This is a genomic window from Veillonellales bacterium, assembly GCA_039680175.1.
In the GTDB taxonomy this organism is placed as follows: domain Bacteria; phylum Bacillota; class Negativicutes; order JAAYSF01; family JAAYSF01; genus JBDKTO01.
Window position 1 is genome coordinate 1 of sequence record JBDKTO010000115.1, and the last position, 19,240, is coordinate 19,240.

The 19,240-nt window shown below is 48.4% G+C and carries 19 protein-coding genes and 1 other annotated feature; of the genes, 16 read left to right on the plus strand and 3 right to left on the minus strand.

Features of this window, described 5'->3' with window-relative positions:
- Positions 1 to 347 precede the first annotated feature (347 nt).
- The 7 genes from ABFC84_18060 (at position 348) to disA (ending at position 8,217) form a co-directional block, all read left to right on the plus strand.
- Positions 348 to 872, plus strand: a complete 525-nt coding sequence (locus ABFC84_18060) for a hypothetical protein (GenBank protein MEN6414645.1) — start codon at positions 348 to 350, stop codon at positions 870 to 872.
- A gap of 112 nt (positions 873 to 984) precedes the next feature.
- Positions 985 to 1,431: a CtsR family transcriptional regulator gene (locus ABFC84_18065; protein MEN6414646.1), complete on the plus strand. Its 447-nt coding sequence runs from the start codon at positions 985 to 987 to the stop codon at positions 1,429 to 1,431.
- Positions 1,432 to 1,443: 12 nt separating this feature from the next.
- Entirely contained in the window at positions 1,444 to 1,986 is a 543-nt protein-coding gene (locus ABFC84_18070; protein MEN6414647.1) for a UvrB/UvrC motif-containing protein, read from the plus strand.
- Positions 1,977 to 3,041 (plus strand): protein arginine kinase, encoded by a 1,065-nt coding sequence (locus ABFC84_18075; GenBank protein ID MEN6414648.1) that lies wholly within the window; start codon positions 1,977 to 1,979, stop codon positions 3,039 to 3,041. The genes ABFC84_18070 and ABFC84_18075 overlap by 10 nt, the downstream gene beginning before the upstream one ends.
- Before the next feature lie 28 nt (positions 3,042 to 3,069).
- A complete protein-coding gene (locus ABFC84_18080; protein MEN6414649.1) occupies positions 3,070 to 5,514 on the plus strand; it encodes an ATP-dependent Clp protease ATP-binding subunit in 2,445 nt (814 codons plus the stop codon).
- Positions 5,515 to 5,648: 134 nt separating this feature from the next.
- The gene (gene radA, locus ABFC84_18085; GenBank protein MEN6414650.1) at positions 5,649 to 7,016 is read left to right on the plus strand and encodes a DNA repair protein RadA; all 1,368 of its coding nucleotides are present in this window, start codon (positions 5,649 to 5,651) and stop codon (positions 7,014 to 7,016) included.
- 118 nt (positions 7,017 to 7,134) lie between these two features.
- On the plus strand, positions 7,135 to 8,217 hold the full coding sequence (gene disA, locus ABFC84_18090) for a DNA integrity scanning diadenylate cyclase DisA (GenBank protein ID MEN6414651.1): 1,083 nt from the start codon (positions 7,135 to 7,137) through the stop codon (positions 8,215 to 8,217).
- Between the two features lie 15 nt (positions 8,218 to 8,232).
- Here the strand turns inward: disA and ABFC84_18095 are convergent, their stop codons facing one another.
- From ABFC84_18095 to ABFC84_18105, 3 genes are all read right to left on the minus strand, one after another.
- On the minus strand, positions 8,233 to 8,610 hold the full coding sequence (locus ABFC84_18095) for a hypothetical protein (GenBank protein MEN6414652.1): 378 nt from the start codon (positions 8,608 to 8,610) through the stop codon (positions 8,233 to 8,235).
- A 13-nt stretch (positions 8,611 to 8,623) separates the two neighbouring features.
- On the minus strand, positions 8,624 to 9,793 hold the full coding sequence (spoIIP, locus tag ABFC84_18100) for a stage II sporulation protein P (GenBank protein ID MEN6414653.1): 1,170 nt from the start codon (positions 9,791 to 9,793) through the stop codon (positions 8,624 to 8,626).
- Positions 9,794 to 9,922: 129 nt separating this feature from the next.
- Positions 9,923 to 10,318 carry a DUF1573 domain-containing protein gene (locus ABFC84_18105; GenBank protein ID MEN6414654.1) on the minus strand — a complete coding sequence of 132 codons (396 nt, stop codon included), beginning with the start codon at positions 10,316 to 10,318 and terminating at the stop codon, positions 9,923 to 9,925.
- Positions 10,319 to 10,561: 243 nt separating this feature from the next.
- Here ABFC84_18105 and ABFC84_18110 point away from each other — a divergent pair, with 243 nt between their 5' ends.
- From ABFC84_18110 to thyX, 9 genes are all read left to right on the plus strand, one after another.
- Positions 10,562 to 11,056 carry a CarD family transcriptional regulator gene (locus ABFC84_18110; protein ID MEN6414655.1) on the plus strand — a complete coding sequence of 165 codons (495 nt, stop codon included), beginning with the start codon at positions 10,562 to 10,564 and terminating at the stop codon, positions 11,054 to 11,056.
- 136 nt (positions 11,057 to 11,192) lie between these two features.
- The gene (locus ABFC84_18115) at positions 11,193 to 12,314 is read left to right on the plus strand and encodes a PIN/TRAM domain-containing protein (GenBank protein ID MEN6414656.1); all 1,122 of its coding nucleotides are present in this window, start codon (positions 11,193 to 11,195) and stop codon (positions 12,312 to 12,314) included.
- A 5-nt stretch (positions 12,315 to 12,319) separates the two neighbouring features.
- The gene (gene ispD, locus ABFC84_18120) at positions 12,320 to 13,492 is read left to right on the plus strand and encodes a 2-C-methyl-D-erythritol 4-phosphate cytidylyltransferase (protein MEN6414657.1); all 1,173 of its coding nucleotides are present in this window, start codon (positions 12,320 to 12,322) and stop codon (positions 13,490 to 13,492) included.
- A gap of 94 nt (positions 13,493 to 13,586) precedes the next feature.
- Positions 13,587 to 13,853 carry a hypothetical protein gene (locus ABFC84_18125; GenBank protein MEN6414658.1) on the plus strand — a complete coding sequence of 89 codons (267 nt, stop codon included), beginning with the start codon at positions 13,587 to 13,589 and terminating at the stop codon, positions 13,851 to 13,853.
- A gap of 157 nt (positions 13,854 to 14,010) precedes the next feature.
- The gene (gene gltX / locus ABFC84_18130) at positions 14,011 to 15,459 is read left to right on the plus strand and encodes a glutamate--tRNA ligase (protein MEN6414659.1); all 1,449 of its coding nucleotides are present in this window, start codon (positions 14,011 to 14,013) and stop codon (positions 15,457 to 15,459) included.
- A gap of 66 nt (positions 15,460 to 15,525) precedes the next feature.
- Positions 15,526 to 15,739, plus strand: a binding site (T-box leader).
- Positions 15,739 to 16,473, plus strand: coding sequence for a serine O-acetyltransferase (gene cysE / locus ABFC84_18135; protein ID MEN6414660.1), 735 nt, complete (start codon positions 15,739 to 15,741; stop codon positions 16,471 to 16,473). (Overlaps the previous feature by 1 nt.)
- Positions 16,454 to 17,896, plus strand: coding sequence for a cysteine--tRNA ligase (gene cysS / locus ABFC84_18140; protein MEN6414661.1), 1,443 nt, complete (start codon positions 16,454 to 16,456; stop codon positions 17,894 to 17,896). Before cysE ends, cysS begins: the two co-directional genes overlap by 20 nt.
- Positions 17,893 to 18,390 (plus strand): ribonuclease III domain-containing protein, encoded by a 498-nt coding sequence (locus ABFC84_18145; GenBank protein MEN6414662.1) that lies wholly within the window; start codon positions 17,893 to 17,895, stop codon positions 18,388 to 18,390. Before cysS ends, ABFC84_18145 begins: the two co-directional genes overlap by 4 nt.
- Positions 18,387 to 19,058: an FAD-dependent thymidylate synthase gene (gene thyX / locus ABFC84_18150; GenBank protein MEN6414663.1), complete on the plus strand. Its 672-nt coding sequence runs from the start codon at positions 18,387 to 18,389 to the stop codon at positions 19,056 to 19,058. Before ABFC84_18145 ends, thyX begins: the two co-directional genes overlap by 4 nt.
- The last annotated feature ends 182 nt before the right edge of the window (positions 19,059 to 19,240 follow it).

A 19,240-nucleotide genomic window follows, 5' to 3' on the forward strand; every position in this document is an offset into this window, starting at 1 on the left:
AGGGGCTTCGCCGCATATTTTCGTCTGTTTGTCAATCTTTTTGTACAAAAAAAAGAACCGGGTACGCTTTTTTCGTACTCGGTTCTTTTGGGAATTTATCCTATATGCTTTAACTTAATGACATTGGCGGATTAGGCTCTCTTTTTTTTTGAGGAAACCCCATGACGCTGCTATGACACACCGGAGAATAAAAATGGGGAGCGCTGAGAAAACAGAGAAAGATCAGATTGTACGATCAACCTTTGCGGTTTAAAATTTCTGCATTTTCAAATCAAAGTACATATCGGCCTATTTACTGTGCCACACTAAAGGTGGATTGGATAATTCAGATTAAATAGGCGGTGGCTATGTATACCTTACATCATGGCTTTTGGATGTATTTTTTTACCAGGCATCATGGAAAAGTGTGGCAATTTGTTGCCGGGTCAATGTTACCGGACTATATTTATATTGTGCTGGTAATTCTGATGCTGGTTCAGGGACAGATTGGCTGGACGGAACTGTTATCAATGAGTCCCGCCATTCTAATGTCTTTTTTGCCGCTTCATCCCTGGGTGGTGAACATTGATTTATTGGGCCATTCTGTAGTCGTTTGGGGTGCTTTTTTCCTCTGTACCCTGCTGCCTGTAGTGAATCAAATGCAATCATTTGCAGTTGGCTGGGGCAGCCATTTGTTGGTTGACGGCCTTACGCACGGGGCATATGCCAATTATTATCTTTACCCTTTGTCTTTATCTGCGGTACATAGCCCCGTATCTTACTGGGAGCCGCAATATTTGGCGCATGAGTTCAAGCTGGTAAATAACACGTTAATGGCCTTGGTTGCCCTATATCTAATCTATTCCTGGTGGAGAAAAAAATATCGGAAATGAGGAACCTTTACGATTAAGGGATGTATTGTGAAATAATTTCTTGCAAAAAGTCAAATAGTCAAATATAATAGAAACACAAGGTCGAATAGTCAAAATTAAAGCGGGTGATATTGTGGCTAATCTGGCGGATTTTATTGAACAGTTTATTTTACGCAAGTTATCCGGCGAAGAGGATGATATTGTAGTTTTGCGCCGGAATGAAATTGCCGAGGAGATTGATTGCGCTCCTTCTCAGGTGAGCTATGTGCTCAGTACCCGGTTTACGGTGGATCGGGGATTTATTGTAGAGTCGAGACGGGGCTCGGGAGGCTTTGTCCGCATTGCGAGGATTCCGTTGCAGGAAGTTGTTTATAATGACGGAGTAGAGCAAATCAATGATACCGTATCCCGGCAGGATGTGGCAGATGTGCTGCACCACTTTGTCAGCCACGGACTGATGACGGGACGGGAGGCGGTGCTTATTGTTCACTTTTTTGATTTAATGGGTGAGCGGATTTTGCCGGAAGAACGAAGAGACATGCTGCGGTCGCTATTGACGGCATTGGCCGATTTAGCCTAGGAGGGATGTAGGATGTTGTGTGATGAATGTAAAAAAAGGATTGCTTGTATGCATATTACCAAAATCGTAAATAATCAGAAAGTTGAAAAGCATTTGTGCGAGCAATGCGCTAAGGAAAACGGCGAAATCAGCTTTTTAGTGGATAATAAAATCTCTGTTCATGATTTTCTCAAAGGTATGGTGAATCAATGTTTTGATTCACCGCAAAATCACAATGAGACAGCTTGCCCGCTGTGCGGTATGACGTACAGTGATTTTAGCCGCAATGGGAAAATCGGCTGCAGTGTTTGCTATACTACCTTTGGTTCACGGCTGGAGCCTTTGCTGCACCGGATTCATGGATCCAGTGTTCATACCGGGAAGATGCCGAAGCGAACCGGCGGGGCGCTGGAAATCATGCAGCAGTTGAAACGTCTGCGCCAGGAATTGGAGCAGCATGTGGCCCGGGAGGAATATGAACAGGCGGCCGTCCTGCGGGATGAAATTCGAAATTTAGAGCAAAAATCCAGTGAAATCAAGACGGACGGAACGGGGAGGCAATGTCAATGTCAATAGAAACTTTGCTGGAGCAACCCCTGACGCCATGGATGAACGGGTCTGGTTTAGACGGGGATATTGCATTGTCCAGCCGGATTCGCTTAGCTCGAAATCTGGAAGAGATACCTTTTCCCAACCGGGCAAATGAGGGACAGCTTGCCGGCGTCGTAACGCAGGTCAAGGTAGCGGCGGCTGAATTGAACATGATCGACCAGGGAAAATATTTGTTTGTTGAATTGGACAAATTACTGCCCTTGCAGCGCTATGTATTGGTGGAAAAACATATTGTCAGTCCCAATCATATACAGGAGCCGAAAAATCGTGCCCTGCTTTTGCGGGAGGACACGGCGATAAGCGTCATGATCAATGAAGAAGACCATTTGCGGATACAGTGCCTGATGCCGGGGCTTAATCTGGGGGAGGCCTTAGCCTTGGCAAATCAGATTGACGACGGGCTGGAAGCAAAGCTGGATATTGCTTTTAATGAGCAGATGGGGTATTTAACCGCTTGTCCCACCAATCTGGGAACCGGACTTAGGGCATCAGTGATGCTGCATTTACCGGCATTGGCGCTAACCCGGCAAACCAGCCGGATATTTAATGCCGCCACTCAATTGGGACTGGCGGTGCGGGGATTGTATGGCGAGGGAACGGAAGCGGTAGGAAATATTTATCAAATTTCCAACCAATTGACACTTGGTTATACGGAGCAGGGTATCATTGACAGTTTATACAGTGTGGTCAAACAAGTGGTTGATCATGAGCGGCGGGCCCGCAGTATATTGAAGGAACAGTCAGGCAGTATGCTGGCTGACCGGGTATGGCGGGCTTTTGGCACGCTACGTTATGCCAGAAGCATTTCCAGTCAGGAGGCCATGGCTATGCTGAGCGAGGTACGGCTGGGAATTGATTTGGAAATTATTGATGAAGCGCCTGCCGGTATTTTTAATGAACTATTGGTTTCGACCCGGCCGAATTTTTTGCAAAAGGCGGTGGGAAGAACCGATTTGAAAGCAGCGGAGAGAGATCAATTCAGAGCAAAAATGATTCGGGACAGGATAAACCGTAAATAATAATTTTCTAAAAAGGGGGAAATGAGGTATGCTTAGCAGATTTACCGAGCGGGCCCAGCGGGTGCTGATACTGGCTCAGCAGGAAGCAGTTCACCTGGGCCATGATTATATTGGCACGGAGCATCTTTTGCTGGGACTCGTTCATGAAGGGGAAGGAGTCGCTGCCAAAGCTCTGGCATCGCTGAATATTAATCTGGAAGTTGTGCGGGCCACGGTGGAACAATTGATCGGCCGGGGCCAGTCATCAAACCAGGAAATTGGGTATACTCCTCGGGCGAAGAAGGTGATTGAGTTGGCTATCAATGAAGGAATGCAAATGGGACATAATTATGTGGGGACCGAACACATTTTACTGGGATTAATTGAGGAAGGGGAAGGTGTCGCAGCCAAAGTGCTGGCCAGTTTAGGTGCCGATGTGAATCAGGTTCGCCAGAGGGTTATTGAATTATTAGGCGGCTACATGATGTCCGGCAATACACCCCAGCCTCAAATGGCCAGTCAGCAGGCAGCAGCTGGGACTACTCCCCTGCTGGATGAATTTGGCCGGGATCTGAATAAACTGGCACAGGAAGGAAAGATTGATCCGGTCATCGGCCGGGATATGGAGATTGAACGGGTACTGCAGATCCTTTGCCGGCGGACGAAGAATAATCCTGTTCTGATTGGTGAGCCGGGGGTAGGAAAGACGGCAGTGGCCGAAGGCCTGGCTCAGCGTATTATTGAAAATAAGGTGCCGGAATTGTTGAGCAGTAAGCGGGTTGTTTCTTTAAATGTGGCTTCCATTGTTGCCGGTGCTAAATATCGCGGCGAGTTTGAGGAACGAATGAAAAAAATTATGGACGAAATCCGTCAGGCCGGCAATGTGATTCTGTTTATTGATGAACTCCATACGTTGATTGGCGCGGGTGCGGCGGAAGGAGCCATTGATGCGGCCAATATTCTGAAGCCGGCTCTTGCCAGAGGAGAACTGCAGGCGATTGGTGCAACGACTTTGAACGAATATAAAAAGCATATTGAGAAAGACGCGGCTTTGGAAAGACGGTTTCAGCCCATTATGGTCAATGAGCCGTCGGAAGAAGATTCTGTTGCGATTTTACGGGGAATCCGGGATAAATATGAGGCGTTTCACCGGGCTAAAATTACCGATGCGGCGATTGAAGCGGCTGTAAAGTTATCCCATCGCTATATTTCCGACCGGTTTCTGCCGGATAAAGCGATTGATCTGATGGATGAGGCGGCTTCACGGGTGCGTTTGGGCGCTTTTTCACCACCGCCGGATGTGAAAGAAATGGAAAAACGGCTGGGAAAAGTTCAAATGGAAAAGGAAGCTGCCATTACAGCGCAGGAGTTTGAGCAGGCGGCTAAACTTCGGGACGAAGAGCAAAAAATTTGTCAGGAATTGGAAGGCAAGCAGAAAGAACGGCTACAGCAGGGTAATGACCGGATCATCGTAACCGAAGAAGACATTGCTCATGTGGTTGCTACCTGGACCGGAATTCCGGTGGAAAAATTGGCCCAGGCAGAATCGGAGCGTTTGCTGAAGCTGGAGAAAGTGCTGCATCAGCGGGTGGTTGGACAGAATGAACCGGTTCAGGCTGTGGCCAGAGCAGTACGGCGAGCCCGGGCCGGATTGAAGGATCCGAAACGGCCGATTGGTTCCTTTATTTTTCTGGGACCTACCGGCGTGGGCAAAACAGAGCTGGCCAGGGCTTTGGCCGAGGCAATGTTTGGTGACGAGGATGCTATGATCCGGCTGGATATGTCCGAGTATATGGAGAAATATACGGTATCCCGTTTGGTGGGCGCCCCTCCCGGCTATGTGGGCTATGAAGAAGGCGGCCAGCTGACGGATGCCGTACGCCGGAAGCCGTATGCGGTGATTCTGCTGGATGAGATTGAGAAAGCTCATTATGATGTTTTTAATATTCTTCTCCAGGTACTGGAAGACGGGCGTTTAACCGACAGTCAGGGACGAACGGTGGATTTTAAAAATACGGTTATTGTTATGACTTCCAATGTTGGGGCGAATCATCTAAAAAAGGATACTGCCGCTCTCGGCTTTGTTGCCGACGAAACAGCGGAGCAGAGTGCGGAAGCTGCCAAGGCCAAAGTGCTGACCGAAGTCAAGAAAACTTTCCGGCCGGAGTTTTTGAACCGTGTCGATGAATTAATTGTCTTTAGCAGCCTGACGGATGAGGAACTTAGAAGAATTGTCGATATTATGCTGAAGGAAGTGGTGAAGCGGTTGCGGGAAAATAATCTTAGCCTGGAAGTAAGCGATAAGGCCAAAGGAGAACTGTTGAAAGCAGGCAAGGATTATGCTTATGGCGCCCGTCCCCTTCGCCGGGCCATTCAAAAGCTGGTGGAAGACAAGATTGCCGAACTGATGCTCCAGCGGCAGGTGACTGCCGGCGATACGATACAGGTGGATGCCGCTGAAACCGGTAAACTGACTTTTCTGAAGAAAGCTTAGTAGCTGCTCTTTGCCGGATCAGGGCAGGAAAATGTTATTTCAATAGCGAAAGCACTTTAAGGATGAAGGTTGCTCCTTCATCCTTAAAGTGCTTTCTGTATGATAAAAAATATATTTAATTAGGATGTGAACCGATGGGAAAACGCAGAACGGCTTTCGTTTGCCAGGAATGCGGCTATGACACGGGAAAATGGCTGGGAAAGTGTCCGGGCTGCGGCGGATGGAATACGATGGTGGAAGAGGTGATTGCGCCTGAACCTTCTAAGGCGGGAATCGCTCTGGGATTATCTACCGGGTTGTCGCCGGTGCCGATTGGCGAGGTGGATACCAAAGATGCGCCCCGTTTTTCTACCGGGTCCGGTGAATTGGATCGGGTTCTCGGCGGCGGCGGAATTCCCGGTTCAATGGTGCTGGTGGTGGGCGATCCCGGAGTGGGAAAATCCAGTCTGACACTTAAGGTTTGCTCCTATGTGGCCAGGCAGCGGGGAAAGGTGCTGTATGTTACCGGCGAAGAAAGTACCCGCCAGGTCAGGATGCGGGCCGACCGGCTGAAGGCTGTTGAGAATGAACTATATGTGCTGAGTGAGACCAATTTGGATGTGATTGAGCAGCATGCTTTGAAATTAAAGCCGGATGTACTAGTTATTGATTCGATTCAAACAGTATTCCGGCCGGAACTTCAAAGTGCGCCGGGCAGCGTAAGTCAAGTACGGGAAAGTGCGGCTCAGTTGCTGCGGCTGGCAAAGACGCACTCGATTGCTACTTTCATAGTGGGGCATGTTACGAAAGACGGTACGCTGGCAGGGCCGAGGGTTTTGGAGCATATTGTGGATACGGTGCTTTACTTTGAGGGGGAACGGAATTCCCAGTTCCGGGTGCTGCGGGCGGTAAAAAATCGTTTTGGCAGTACCAATGAGATCGGGTTATTCGAGATGCGCAGTGAAGGACTGCTGGATGTGCCGGATGCTTCCAAGTTGTTTTTGTCCGAGCGGCCGCTGAATGTGCCCGGCAGTGTTGTTGTGCCGACGATTGAAGGAACCAGACCCTTATTAGTGGAGATTCAGGCTTTGGTCAGCAGTTCTCCCTTTATGCCGCCGCGGCGGACCTCCGATAGTGTGGATAGTAAGCGGATTCAGCTTTTGCTGGCTGTGCTGGAAAAAAGAGTGGGACTGCTGTTGGGAAATTCCGATGTGTACGTAAAAGTGGCCGGCAGCATTAAGGTAGAGGAGCCGGCAATTGATTTGGGAGTGGCAGTGGCTTTGACTTCCAGTTTCCGCAATCGCAGGACGGCAGGGAATACGGCTGTCTTCGGTGAAGTGGGTTTGGCCGGTGAAGTGCGGGCTGTGACTCAGGCGGAATCCCGTATTCGGGAAGCGGAAAAGATGGGCTTTAAGAAAATTATTTTGCCGCAAGGCAATGTAAAAGGGCTTTCCCTGGCTTCGTCGATACCTTTGGTGGGAGTGGAAACAGTGGCCGAAGGATTGGAAGCGGCTCTGGAATAAATATAGATGCGGATAGATGTAAAAGGGGGGCAGGATTTTACCGCAGCGAAGTCGTATATGATAGTTTGTTTCAGAAAAAGGAAAACCAATGTTTCAGAGGCGATGGAGGTCATGGTGTATGAGTAAAAATCGGGAAGAACGATTATGGGATGCCAGATTTATTAAAACGCTGCAATCAGTTGCACCTGGTACGCCTCTGCGGGAGGGCCTGGAGAATATTTTGCGGGCAAAAATGGGAGCGTTGATATTGGTTGGCGACAGCCCGGCGCTTATGGAAGTAGTGGACGGCGGGTTTTTGCTAAACTGTGAGTATACGCCGGCCGGTTTTTATGAATTGGCTAAAATGGATGGTGCCTTGGTCTTATCCAATGATGCCAGCCATATTATTTATGCCAATGCCCAGCTGGTGCCGAATTCCAATATTATTACCAGGGAAACCGGTACCCGCCACCGGACGGCGGAACGGGTGGCCCGGCAGACAGGCGCCTTGGTGATTGCTATTTCCCAGAGACGCAACCTGGTTACTTTATATTTGGGGAATTTGCGTTATACGCTCAAGGATATTGCCGTAATACTCAATCGGGCAAACCAAGCGCTGCAGGCGCTGGAAAAATACAAGGCGGTGCTGAGCAAAGGGTTAATTACATTAAGCGCTTTGGAGTTTGAGGATTTGGCCACTTTAGCGGATGTGGCATCGTTGGTGATCCGGGCGGAAAAGGTCAAACGCATTGCCAGGGATATTGCCAGGGATATTATTGAACTGGGACGGGAAGGCCGGCTTATCAGCATGCAGATGGAAGAAGTAATTTCGGAAGAAGATGATGTTCAGTTTTTAATTAAGGATTATTGTCTTAGTTCCGGCAGCACAGCTCATGAACAGGCCGGAGTTCAGCTGGCCGAGCTGTCGGAAGAAAATCTGGAGCCATATAATGTATGCCGCATTTTGGGATATGGCGTTACTCCCAATGCCATCGACATACCGGTTGCGCCTCGGGGCTACCGGGCGCTGCAGCTGATTCCCAGACTGCCGTCACTGGTTGTTGAAAATCTGGTGGCGCATTTCAAAACACTGCATCACATCTATAATGCAACCATCACGGAGCTGGATGATGTGGATGGGATTGGCGAAGTTCGGGCAAAAACAATCAAAGACGGTTTAAAACGTGTGCGGGAACAGGCACTGCTCGACGGTCATATGTAGCAATTTTACGGCGGGCTATGGTTCGCTTGTTTTAGCGGGATTTTCTTGGGACGGAAGCTTTTGTTTGTATTTTTCCAGATCCAGGGTTTTAATAAAGCGGGCATAAGCCCGATTCTCCTCGATTTTGACGATTTGGTAATAACGGTTGTCTTCCGACAGTACCTCATCCCCCAGATTGACTACTAAGGGGACGTACATAATGGTATGCCCGTCGTCTTCGTCAATAATGAGATAGTAATCATATACTTTCTGCGGGGGCTGTTCCGGCTTTTGCTGTACCGATAAAATATTAAGGGGTAACAGATGCAGCATACTCAGGCTGAAAACAATGATACCACATAGTATAATTCCACTGCCCCAATAGAACAGACGGCGTTTTCCCGCCATTGCCATAAGCGACAACTCCTTAGTCTTTCCGCTTTTTACGGGAGCCGAAAAAATTGATGAATTCATATTTGCGAAAACGTGCTAATTTTGCTTTGGCCTCCTGCCAGCTGCCGGTGCTGAGATAAAGGTAGGCGATGGCACCGAGGATGAAAGCTGCCAGGATAAAAAACAGATCGTGAACGGTACTTTCGGGAAATTCGGCCGCAGCGCCGGCCGCGTCCCCGGCCGCAGTATCAGTCATTCCAGCAGGCGGGATCGGATTGCTGTCGCCGGAGATTGCAGCGGCAGAGTCCGGGACTGGGCCGGGAGGCAAAAAGGAAGGGACAACATCGGCGAAGAGGGTGGCGCTGTAGGCGGCAGCTTGCAATGTATTATACTGGGTGCCAATCTCAAGCAGCATCGACCGGGGATTTAAATCCTGATTATAATTGCCGCGGGCGATGAAAATTCCCCGGATGAGGCTCTTGTATCTGGCGTCTGCCGCTGCTTTAATTCTTTTGGCATAATCGAGAGTAGTGGCTTGATTTTGGTTCTGCTGGCCGACTACCAATAAAATTTTAGCGGCTGTCTGCCCGTTTATGGTGGTTTGGTAGAAAGCGACAGGCGCACTGTCCCGATGAAGATCAAATAACGTTGCCGGCTGTTGCTTCAGCAGTTTTAGGAAAGTGCGGCGGGAGCGCTGGTAAGCATTGGCATCATGAGGCTCATGCAGGGTTTTATCATGGATGGTCTGAAACCCCAGTTCCGCCAGACGACTGGTAAGAGCATCGCCTACCAGCATGATGCTGCCCCTGCCGGAAATGGAGGCTTTGCCATCAGTGGGAATATAGCTTTCATCCGTATGGGTGTGATAAACGGCAATGATCGGCCGAGACGGAGCGGCCTGGGCGGGAACTGCCACGGCTTCGTCAAACAGAATTGCTCTGCCGGAGAGAACCCGTGCTTTTGCCATTCTTCCTTCAACCGCGGTAATTTCGTAGAGATGGTTTGCTTCGTCAATATAATGGTCGCCGGGATGAACCGTAAGTCCGGTTTGCAGGATGATAATGCCGCTATCATCAATGGCCGTAATATAGCCGTCATCGATTTCCTGATTCTCCCAAGAAACGGATGATGCCGCTACACTGAATCCGGGAAAGGTGCCAAGCAGCCATAGGACGGATAATGCGGCAAAGAGTAGGCGCAGCATGGTCACACCTCATTATCAAAAATATGATTACTGGTATCATTTCCTCTTAACAGAAGGTTTATGTAAGGGGAAGGAAGAGTAAAAAAAGTACAGCGATGATCGCTGTACTTTTTACTCTTATGAATTTTGCTAGGAGAGGTGAAAAAATCCTAACGTAGTTACATTGTCGAACTCCCGGTTCAGTACGTCTTCCAGCTTTAATCCCGATAAATTACATAAAGCTGCTAAATAAAACAGATTATGGCCGATTTCCTTGGTTAGAATTTCCTGACAGCTATCACAAGGTATACCTGACAGATGAGAAGACATAAAGCTTTTTAAATCGCTGTATTGGGTATCAGCCGGAACTTGCTGACGGGATGCGTTAACAGTAATACAGCCGCATTCGGTGACGGCTTTCGCAAATGCCCGGTTAACGCGGGCGGTAGATTCCTGATATTTGGTTAAAACATCGAGTACACTACGGTGGCGGATCAAGTAGTCATCAACAGCGTTCTGAAAATCCTGGCAACATTTCGCTTGCATTTATCGCGACACCTCACTTTAAAATTAATTATATAAATACCGGTCTACCGTTGTCAATGGGTTTGACCGAAAAGGATCAGCAATGTTGGTAATTGAGAACTGGAATATAAGGCGTGTGGGGTAAGTGCGGCACAAAATTGAGTTTTTATTATTGACAACAGGCGCAATGCTATGCTAAAATAAATAATTTTGACAAAAACGAATCTTTATGCTATAATTTTTCCATAGCAGGAGGTGCTGCGAGTGTTGAGTGTAGGGGACAAAGTGGTTTATCCCATGCATGGCGCTGGTGTGATTGAAGCCATTGAAGAGCATGAGGTGCTTGGGCAGCGACAACTTTATTATATCCTTACAATGCCTTATGGCGGCATGAGAGTCATGATCCCGCTAAAAAATGTAGATAATGTTGGTCTGCGGGAAGTGATTGGTCCGCCGGAAGTGGAAAAGGTGGCTGGTATTTTGCAAGCCGCTGCTTCGCCGGTGAATACCAGTTGGAATCGCCGATTTAATTTGAATCTGTCTAAAATAAAAAGTGGCAGTATATATGAGGTGGCAGAGGTCGTACGCAATTTGATGCTGCAGGATCAGGCAAAAAAGTTGTCTACCGGAGAACGGAGACTGTTGGATACCGCCCGACAAATTTTAGTCAGCGAACTGGTATTGGCTTGCGGTAAGGATGTAAATAGTGTGGAAGAATGGCTAAGCGGTTTAATACAAGGAAGTACGCCAGGAAACTGACGTATTTTTTTGCCCATTTATGGTTAAAATAGAATTTGATTTCCACGTTTTTCCTTTTAACGGGAATGCTTGTGGGAAAGGGGAATTTCCTATATAATTAATAATTAAGTATAGGGATGAGAGGGGGTGAAGGAGTTTGTTAGATAAAATTTTACGTGCTGTGATTACGGTACTGACAGCAATTGCCGGATTAATGCTGACGGAATGGATCAGCCGTTTTTTACCTTCCATCGTAAGTGTTGATTTTTTGCGCATGGGTATATTCGGCAGTACTGTGGCTGCGATTCTGTCTCTTATTTTCGGTGCGGCCATAGGTGGTGCGATTGGGTTCTTAGTTGCTCCGTTTTTTATTAAGTATTTATGGCAATTTACTTACTGGGTAGAAGCACGACTGAACAAAATGCCGGTATATGATGTTGTGGCGGGAGCTATCGGTCTTGCAATAGGACTTATAATTTCCAATTTGTTGGGTTCCGCATTCTTACCGATTCCAATTGTCGGTAGCTACGTTCCGGGTGTGCTTAGCATTATTCTCGGTTATTTGGGAATTAACATCGCCATTCACAAGCGGGAGGAATTATTTAGTCTGCTGGGGTCTATACCCTGGGTGGGCAAGGATCGTCAGAAGGATAAACATGAGGAGAGTGCCTGCGGGTGCAAGATACTCGACACCAGTGTGATCATTGACGGACGCATTGCCGATATTTGCAAGAGCGGTTTTATTGAGGGAACGCTGCTTATACCGGTTTTTGTTTTGGAGGAACTGCAGCATATTGCGGATTCTTCCGATTTATTAAAACGCAATCGGGGACGCCGCGGCCTGGATATACTGAACCGCATTCAAAAGGACTTGGGGATGCTTGTTAAAATTGACAACCATGATTTCGAAGATATCGCTGAAGTGGATTCCAAACTGGTCAAACTGGGCCAGCTCCTGGGAGCCAAAGTGCTTACTAATGATTACAATCTGAATAAGGTTGCCGAACTTCAGGGTGTACAGGTATTGAATATTAACGAGCTGTCCAATGCCGTGAAGCCGGTGGTACTGCCGGGGGAAGAGATGACGGTTCGTATCGTGAAAGACGGTAAGGAATTTGGTCAGGGAGTAGCCTATCTGGATGATGGCACTATGATTGTAGTAGATGGCGGTAAGAAGTATATTGGGGAGACCGTTACCGTACTGGTAACATCGGTATTGCAGACAGCAGCCGGTCGGATGATTTTTGCCAAACTCAAGGCTGTGGAAAAAGGAGCCTAAAAGATATGAAGGTGACAGCGGTTATTGCTGCCGCCGGACAAGGCAGACGTATGGGCGGGGGGATAAACAAGATTTTTATCCCCCTTTTTGATTGCCCAATCCTGGTACATAGTGTACGGATGTTTTCTCACTGTCCGGCAGTGGACAGTCTGGTGATTGTGTCTGCCGCCGGCGAAGCGGCACAGGTGGAGGAATTGCTGAGAAATTTGACAGATGTTAAGCCCTGGCAGGTAGTGGAAGGCGGCAGCGAGCGGCAGTATTCTATTGCCAGGGCGCTGACCGCGATTGAGACAGAGACGGATATCATAGTGATCCATGATGGCGCCCGGCCGCTGGTGGAAGCTCCGGCGATTGAACAGGTCATCGCGACAGCCAGACAGTACCGGGCGGCAGGAATTGCAGTCCCGGTCAAGGATACGATAAAAAGCGTGAATGAGGCAGGGTTTATTACAGAAACGCCAGAACGGAAAGCTCTCTGGGCGATGCAAACTCCCCAGGCGTTTGAGGCCGGGTTGCTTCGCCAAGCTTACCTGGAGGCAGACCGGCGGCAGTACTTGGGCACGGATGATGCTGGCTTGGTGGAACGACTGGGGATACCGGTAAAAATTGTAGCCGGTAGTTACCGGAATATTAAAATCACGACGCCGGAAGACCTGATTATAGCTCAGGCATTGATGAAGCAGGGAGAGAAACAGGACATGCTGCGTATGGGAATGGGGTATGACGTACATTGCTTGGTGGAAGGCCGCAAGCTGATACTGGGGGGGGTGGATATACCCTATAGGAAAGGGCTGGAAGGCCATTCGGATGCGGATGTACTATTGCATGCGGTTCAAGATGCTTTGTTGGGAGCGGCAGCATTGGGGGACATTGGCTGTCATTTTCCTGACAGTGATCCCCGCTACAAGGGTGTGTCCAGTCTGCTCCTTCTGGAAAGAGTAAAGCTCATTATCAAAAATCACGGCTACAGGGCACATAATATTGATGCGACAATTGTTGCGGAGAAACCGAAATTAGCCGGATATATTGAAACCATGAATCGTAATATTGCAGTTGCTTTGGATATTGGCATCCAGCAGGTCAATGTCAAAGCAACGACGACAGAGGGGCTTGGTTTTGCCGGTAGAGGAGAAGGAATTGCCGCTTATGCAGTGGCGACGTTGCTGCCGCAGAAATAAATGTGAATAAAAACCGCGAATAAATCCATATTATAATTATATCGTAAATGAATTTGCCTCCTTATATCTGCTCTCTCGGTAAGGGGTGATTATTATGCGCTGGTTGGTCGTTTTGCTATGGAGTGCCATGATTTTTTTTCAGACGATTCCAGTTCAAGCGGCTGATTTGAAAATGAATATTAATATTGTGCGCCAGGACGACGGGATTACCTGGGGTGAACTGTGGTATGACGATACAATGGTATGGCGGCTGACATTTCTGACGGATGGAGCGAAACCGGTAATTGCCGGTAATGTTCCGGCGACTACTTTTATCACGCCGGATATTGTGAATGGCTTTTTTTTATTGAAAGTGCAGTGAACGCCGCTTGGTCACTGGATAAATGGGACTAAAATTCAGCTAGAGATCAAACTCCGACTGAATTTTAGTCCCATTTGATTTTGCAGGGTTCGGGAAAATCTGTTAAAATAGCATTGGCTAGAATTGTTTGGAGGGAATGTATATGTTGCAAAAGGAAATGCGGGTACGGTTTGCGCCCAGCCCGACCGGACCGTTTCATATTGGCGGTGCCCGTTCGGCGTTGTTTAACTGGCTGCTGGCCCAAAAATGCGGCGGCAAACTGGTGCTCAGAATCGAAGATACGGATTTGGAACGTTCCAGTAAAGAATCGGAGGAAAATATTAAAGACGCACTGCGGTGGCTGGGAATCACCTGGGATGAGGGGGCCGATATGGGAGGACCTTATGGGCCTTATCATCAAACCGAGCGTCTGGATATTTATCGTCAATATACTGAGAAAATGCTGGCAAGCGGTCAGGCTTATTACTGTTATTGCAGTGAAGACGAGGTAGAAACCGAGCGTCAAGCACAGCTGGCGAAGGGGGAAACACCCCGCTATTCGGGACGTTGCCGCAATTTGACGGCGGAAGACCGGGCCAGGTTAGAGGCGGAAGGGCGTAAGCCGGTGGTGCGCTTTAAGGTGCCGCAAAATCAGCAGATTGTATTTAAGGATTTGGTGCGGGATACTGTCAGCTTTGATTCCAATGGGATTGGCGACTTTGTGATCGTGAAATCAGACGGCATTCCTGTTTATAATTACGCAGTCGTGATTGATGATGCCTTGATGCGGATTACTCATGTGATCCGGGCGGAAGAACATTTGTCTAACACCCCGCGGCAAGTACTGCTGTATCAGGCCTTAGGGTTTGAATTGCCGCAGTTTGGCCATATTTCCCTTATTCTGGGCAAAGATCGCACTAAGATGAGCAAGCGTCATGGTGCCACTTCAGTGGAGCAGTACCGTGACTTAGGCTATCTGCCGGAAGGTATCGTTAATTTTCTGGCCCTGCTGGGCTGGGCGCCTACCGGTGAGCAGGAGATATTTTCTCGGGAAGAATTGGTTCAGCAGTTTTCTATGGAGCGGGTGGCCAAAAATCCGGCGGTTTTTGATATTGATAAATTGAATTGGATTAACGCACACTATATCCGGCAGGCCGACCCGGAAAAAATTATGGAATTGGCATTGCCCCATCTGAGGGCCGCAGGTTATATCGGGGATGAACTGACGACGGAAAAGCGGACCTGGCTGGTGGAAGTTGTTGCTGCTTTGCAGGATCATATCAGCTATGCGGCTCAGCTTGTTGATCATGTTGGCATTTTTTTCAAGGAGAATATTGAATTTGAGAACGAGGAAGCAAAAGCAGTATTGCGGGATGATGATATTCCCAAAGTAATGGAGAGTTTTCGCACCAAAATTTCTGCGCTGGACGTTGTGGATGTTGCTAATGTAAAAGCCCTGCTGAAGTCGATGATTAAGGAACTGAAACTTGGCGGCAAAAAGGTATATATGCCTATCCGGGTGGCCCTGACCGGATGTATGCACGGGCCGGAGCTGTTTCAAATTATCCCGCTGTTAGGCAGGGAACGGGTTTTGGCCAGAATAGAAGCAACTTTGGCTAAAATATAATTGACAGGAAAAGTTACCCTTAGTATAATGCAGATAGGAATAGGGTCGGCAGGAAACAGGCCGACAACAAATGTGATGAACGGGAGAAGTAAGCGTAAACTACCCCTCAGAGAGGTATCGTCACTGGCTGAGAGCGATATCAGGGAAGGAACGCTGAAATGCACCCGTGAACTGACTGGCTGAACCGTGAGCGGCAGGCTGGCCCGGCAGCAGCCGTTACCATGCGGTGAGAGGGGTTTTAAACCCAAACAGAGTGGAACCACGGGCCACCGTCTCTGTATGAGACGGCGGCTTTTTTATATTTTATTGCAAATATTTGTTGGAGGGGTACAGATGTTTGGCAGGATAAAAAGCGACATTAAGGCGGTTTTTGAACGGGATCCGGCGGCACGCAGCGTCTGGGAAGTTTTACTGTGCTATCCGGGACTGCATGCTATCTGGCTGCACCGTATGTCCCATTATCTGTATAAACGGGGCTGGATTCTTCTGCCGCGGATGATTTCCAATCTGGGACGGTTCCTTACAGGAATTGAGATTCATCCCGGCGCTACCATCGGTAAGGGATTGTTTATTGATCATGGAACCGGGGTGGTGATTGGTGAGACTGCGGAACTGGGTGAGAATGTAACTCTGTATCAGGGAGTGACATTAGGGGGGACCGGCAAGGAAAAAGGCAAGCGGCATCCGACCATTGGCAATAATGTGGTGGTCGCTACCGGCGCCAAAGTATTGGGCTCCTTTAAAGTCGGTGATGATTCGAAAATTGGCGCCGGTTCAGTTGTTTTGCGGGAGGTGCCGCCACATTCCACTGTTGTCGGTATTCCGGGGAAAATTGTATGGCATGAAGGTGTTAAGCTGGCGAATGCAAGGGATGAAGTGGATTTGGAACATAGTGATCTGCCTGATCCGGTAGCAGAGATGATGCTGTGTATGCAGCGTAATGCAGTCAGGCTGGAACAGCGGGTTACACAATTGGAAAGGGAGCTGAAGCAGCGTGACAATAAAAGTATATAACACGCTAACGAAACAAAAAGAAGAGTTTGTACCCGGTGAACCGGGCAAGGTAAAGATTTATGTCTGCGGTGTTACGCCTTATAATCATCCCCATATTGGGAATGCCCGGCCCTTTGTTACCTGGGATGTGATTAAACGATACCTGGAAAAACAAGGCTACAAAGTACAGCATGTCCAGAATTTTACCGATGTGGATGATAAAATTATTAAAACAGCTGCTGGGGAGGGTGTAACCTGGGATGTGATTGCCAATCGCTATATAGCCGCTTATTTTGAAGTTATGGACCAGCTGCATGTCCGTAGGGCCGATGTGTATCCCCGGGTTTCCGAGCATATGCCGGAGATCGTGGCTATGGTTAAGACTTTGGTGGATAAAGGCTTTGCTTATGTGGTGGATGGTGATGTTTATTACGGCGTTGAACGTTTTGCCGACTACGGCAAACTGAGCGGACGGAGTCTGGAAGATATGAAGGCCGGTGCCCGGGTTGGCATTGATGAACGAAAAGAGCATCCGATGGATTTTGCCTTATGGAAGAGCGCCAAACCGGGTGAACCTGCCTGGGAAAGCCCCTGGGGCCTCGGCAGGCCGGGATGGCATATTGAGTGTTCGGCCATGTCTCTGAAATATCTTGGTAATAGTTTTGATTTTCATGGCGGCGGCAGCGATTTGATCTTTCCCCACCATGAAAATGAACTGGCTCAGTCGGAAGCTTATACCGGGGCGGCACCTTTCGTCCGTTATTGGCTGCACAATGGGTTTATTACTGTGAATGAAGAAAAAATGAGTAAATCTCTGGGCAATTTCTTCTTGGTGAAAGATATTTTGGCGCATTATCCGGCAGAAGTGCTGCGCTACTTTATTTTGGCAACCCATTACCGCAGCCCGCTGGATTTCAGCGACGAAAGGCTGACGGAAGCCGGACGAAGTCTGGAACGGCTGCGTACGGCAGTGGAACATTTACAAGACTTGGCAGCCACTCCGGCGGGTACTGACAGTGAGTTATCTGCGGCGATGGAGCAAGGGGCGGTTAAGGCGCAGCAAGATTTTTTTGCGGCTATGGATGATGATTTTAATACGGCTTTGGCAATCAGCATGATGTTTGGCCTGACGAAGGAAATCAATATTTATCATAGTGCAGTGGCTGCCGGGAAAGTTTCCTGTGATCATGCGGCAGTTGAAGCCGTTCGCGCGATTTATTTTGCCATGGCCGATATTTTGGGGCTGCTGGTCCAGGAAAGAGCGGGTAAGAGCGATGCCGCCGACGAGCTTGTGGAACCGCTGTTGGATATTATCATCAACATTCGGCAGGAAGCACGGCAGAAAAAGGATTGGGCTACAGCTGACGGCATTCGGGACAGTTTGAACGCCATTGGTATTGTTTTGGAAGACTCTCCCCAGGGTATTCGGTGGAAAAAACGATGAATTTTGAACATTTTCAGTTTTTATTGGAGCATGCGCTGCAGCAGAGTGAGGATGGCGTACTGCCGGTAAAATATAAAGATATTCCGGTGAAACAGCTTCATCCATTGGTATTGGCCTATATCGGCGATGCCTATTTTACCCTGTTTGTCAGGACGAGACTTCTGGCGTATGAACAAAGCAAAGTCCGGGTACTTCATACCTATGATGCAACAATAGTTTCTGCCAGCATGCAGGCGGTCGCTTATCGGCAGCTGGCAGAAACTTTAACGCCAGAAGAATTGGCGGTGGTACGACGGGGACGCAATGCCAAATCAACGGTGCCAAAAAGTGCGACAGTCAGCGAATATCGTTACAGTACCGGGTTTGAAGCTCTGCTTGGCTATTTATTTCTGGGAGGGCAGCAGCAGCGGCTTTCTGAACTTGCCGAGCGGGCATTTGTTGTTATTTCCCGGGAAATGACAAAAAAAGATAAGAATAGTGGTGAACAGCAATGAAAGTAAAATTAATTTGCCACACTCCGGAGCCGGAACGGACTGTGGCTATGTCGGCGAGGCTTTGTTATTCGCCGGTGGGAGCGGAACAACTGGCGGAAAGCATGTCAGAAGAACAAATTGATAAATTGGTGCAGAAGATTGTAGAACTGGGGCATGCCTCAACCATGGAACATGTGAGCTTCACTTTTGCTATTGAAGGCGTTTCCCGTGTACTGACTCACCAACTGGTAAGGCACCGGATTGCCTCCTATTCCCAGCAGTCTCAACGGTATGTCGGCGAACATAATTTTGAATATATTCTTCCCCCGTCTGTGGCAGCCAATGAGACGGCCCGGACGAAATTTACTGCGCTGATGGATCAAATTCGCAGTGCCTATGATGAATTAGTCGATTTGGGTATTCCAAAGGAAGACGCCCGTTATTGTCTGGCGAATGCGACGGAAACGAAAATTGTCGTTACCATGAATGCCCGGACGCTGCTGCACTTTTTTCAGGTGCGCTGCTGTATGCGGGCACAGTGGGAAATTCGGCAGATGGCGGAGTTGATGCTGGCGGAAGTCCGTAAGGCCGCTCCGTTATTGTTTAAAAATGCCGGCCCCACCTGCGTAACGCAGCATTACTGCAGTGAAGGGACCATGACCTGCGGTCGTCTGGCAGCAATGGAATAGATGAACTGAAACCGGGAGATTCCCGGTTTTTGTATACATATTGGCGGGTAAAAAAATATAATCTTGATGAGCTATGAGCTATGAGCTATGAGCTATGAGCTATGAGCTATGAGCTATGAGCTATGAGCTATGAGCTATGAGCTATGAGCTATGAGCTATGAGCTATGAGCTATGAGCTATGA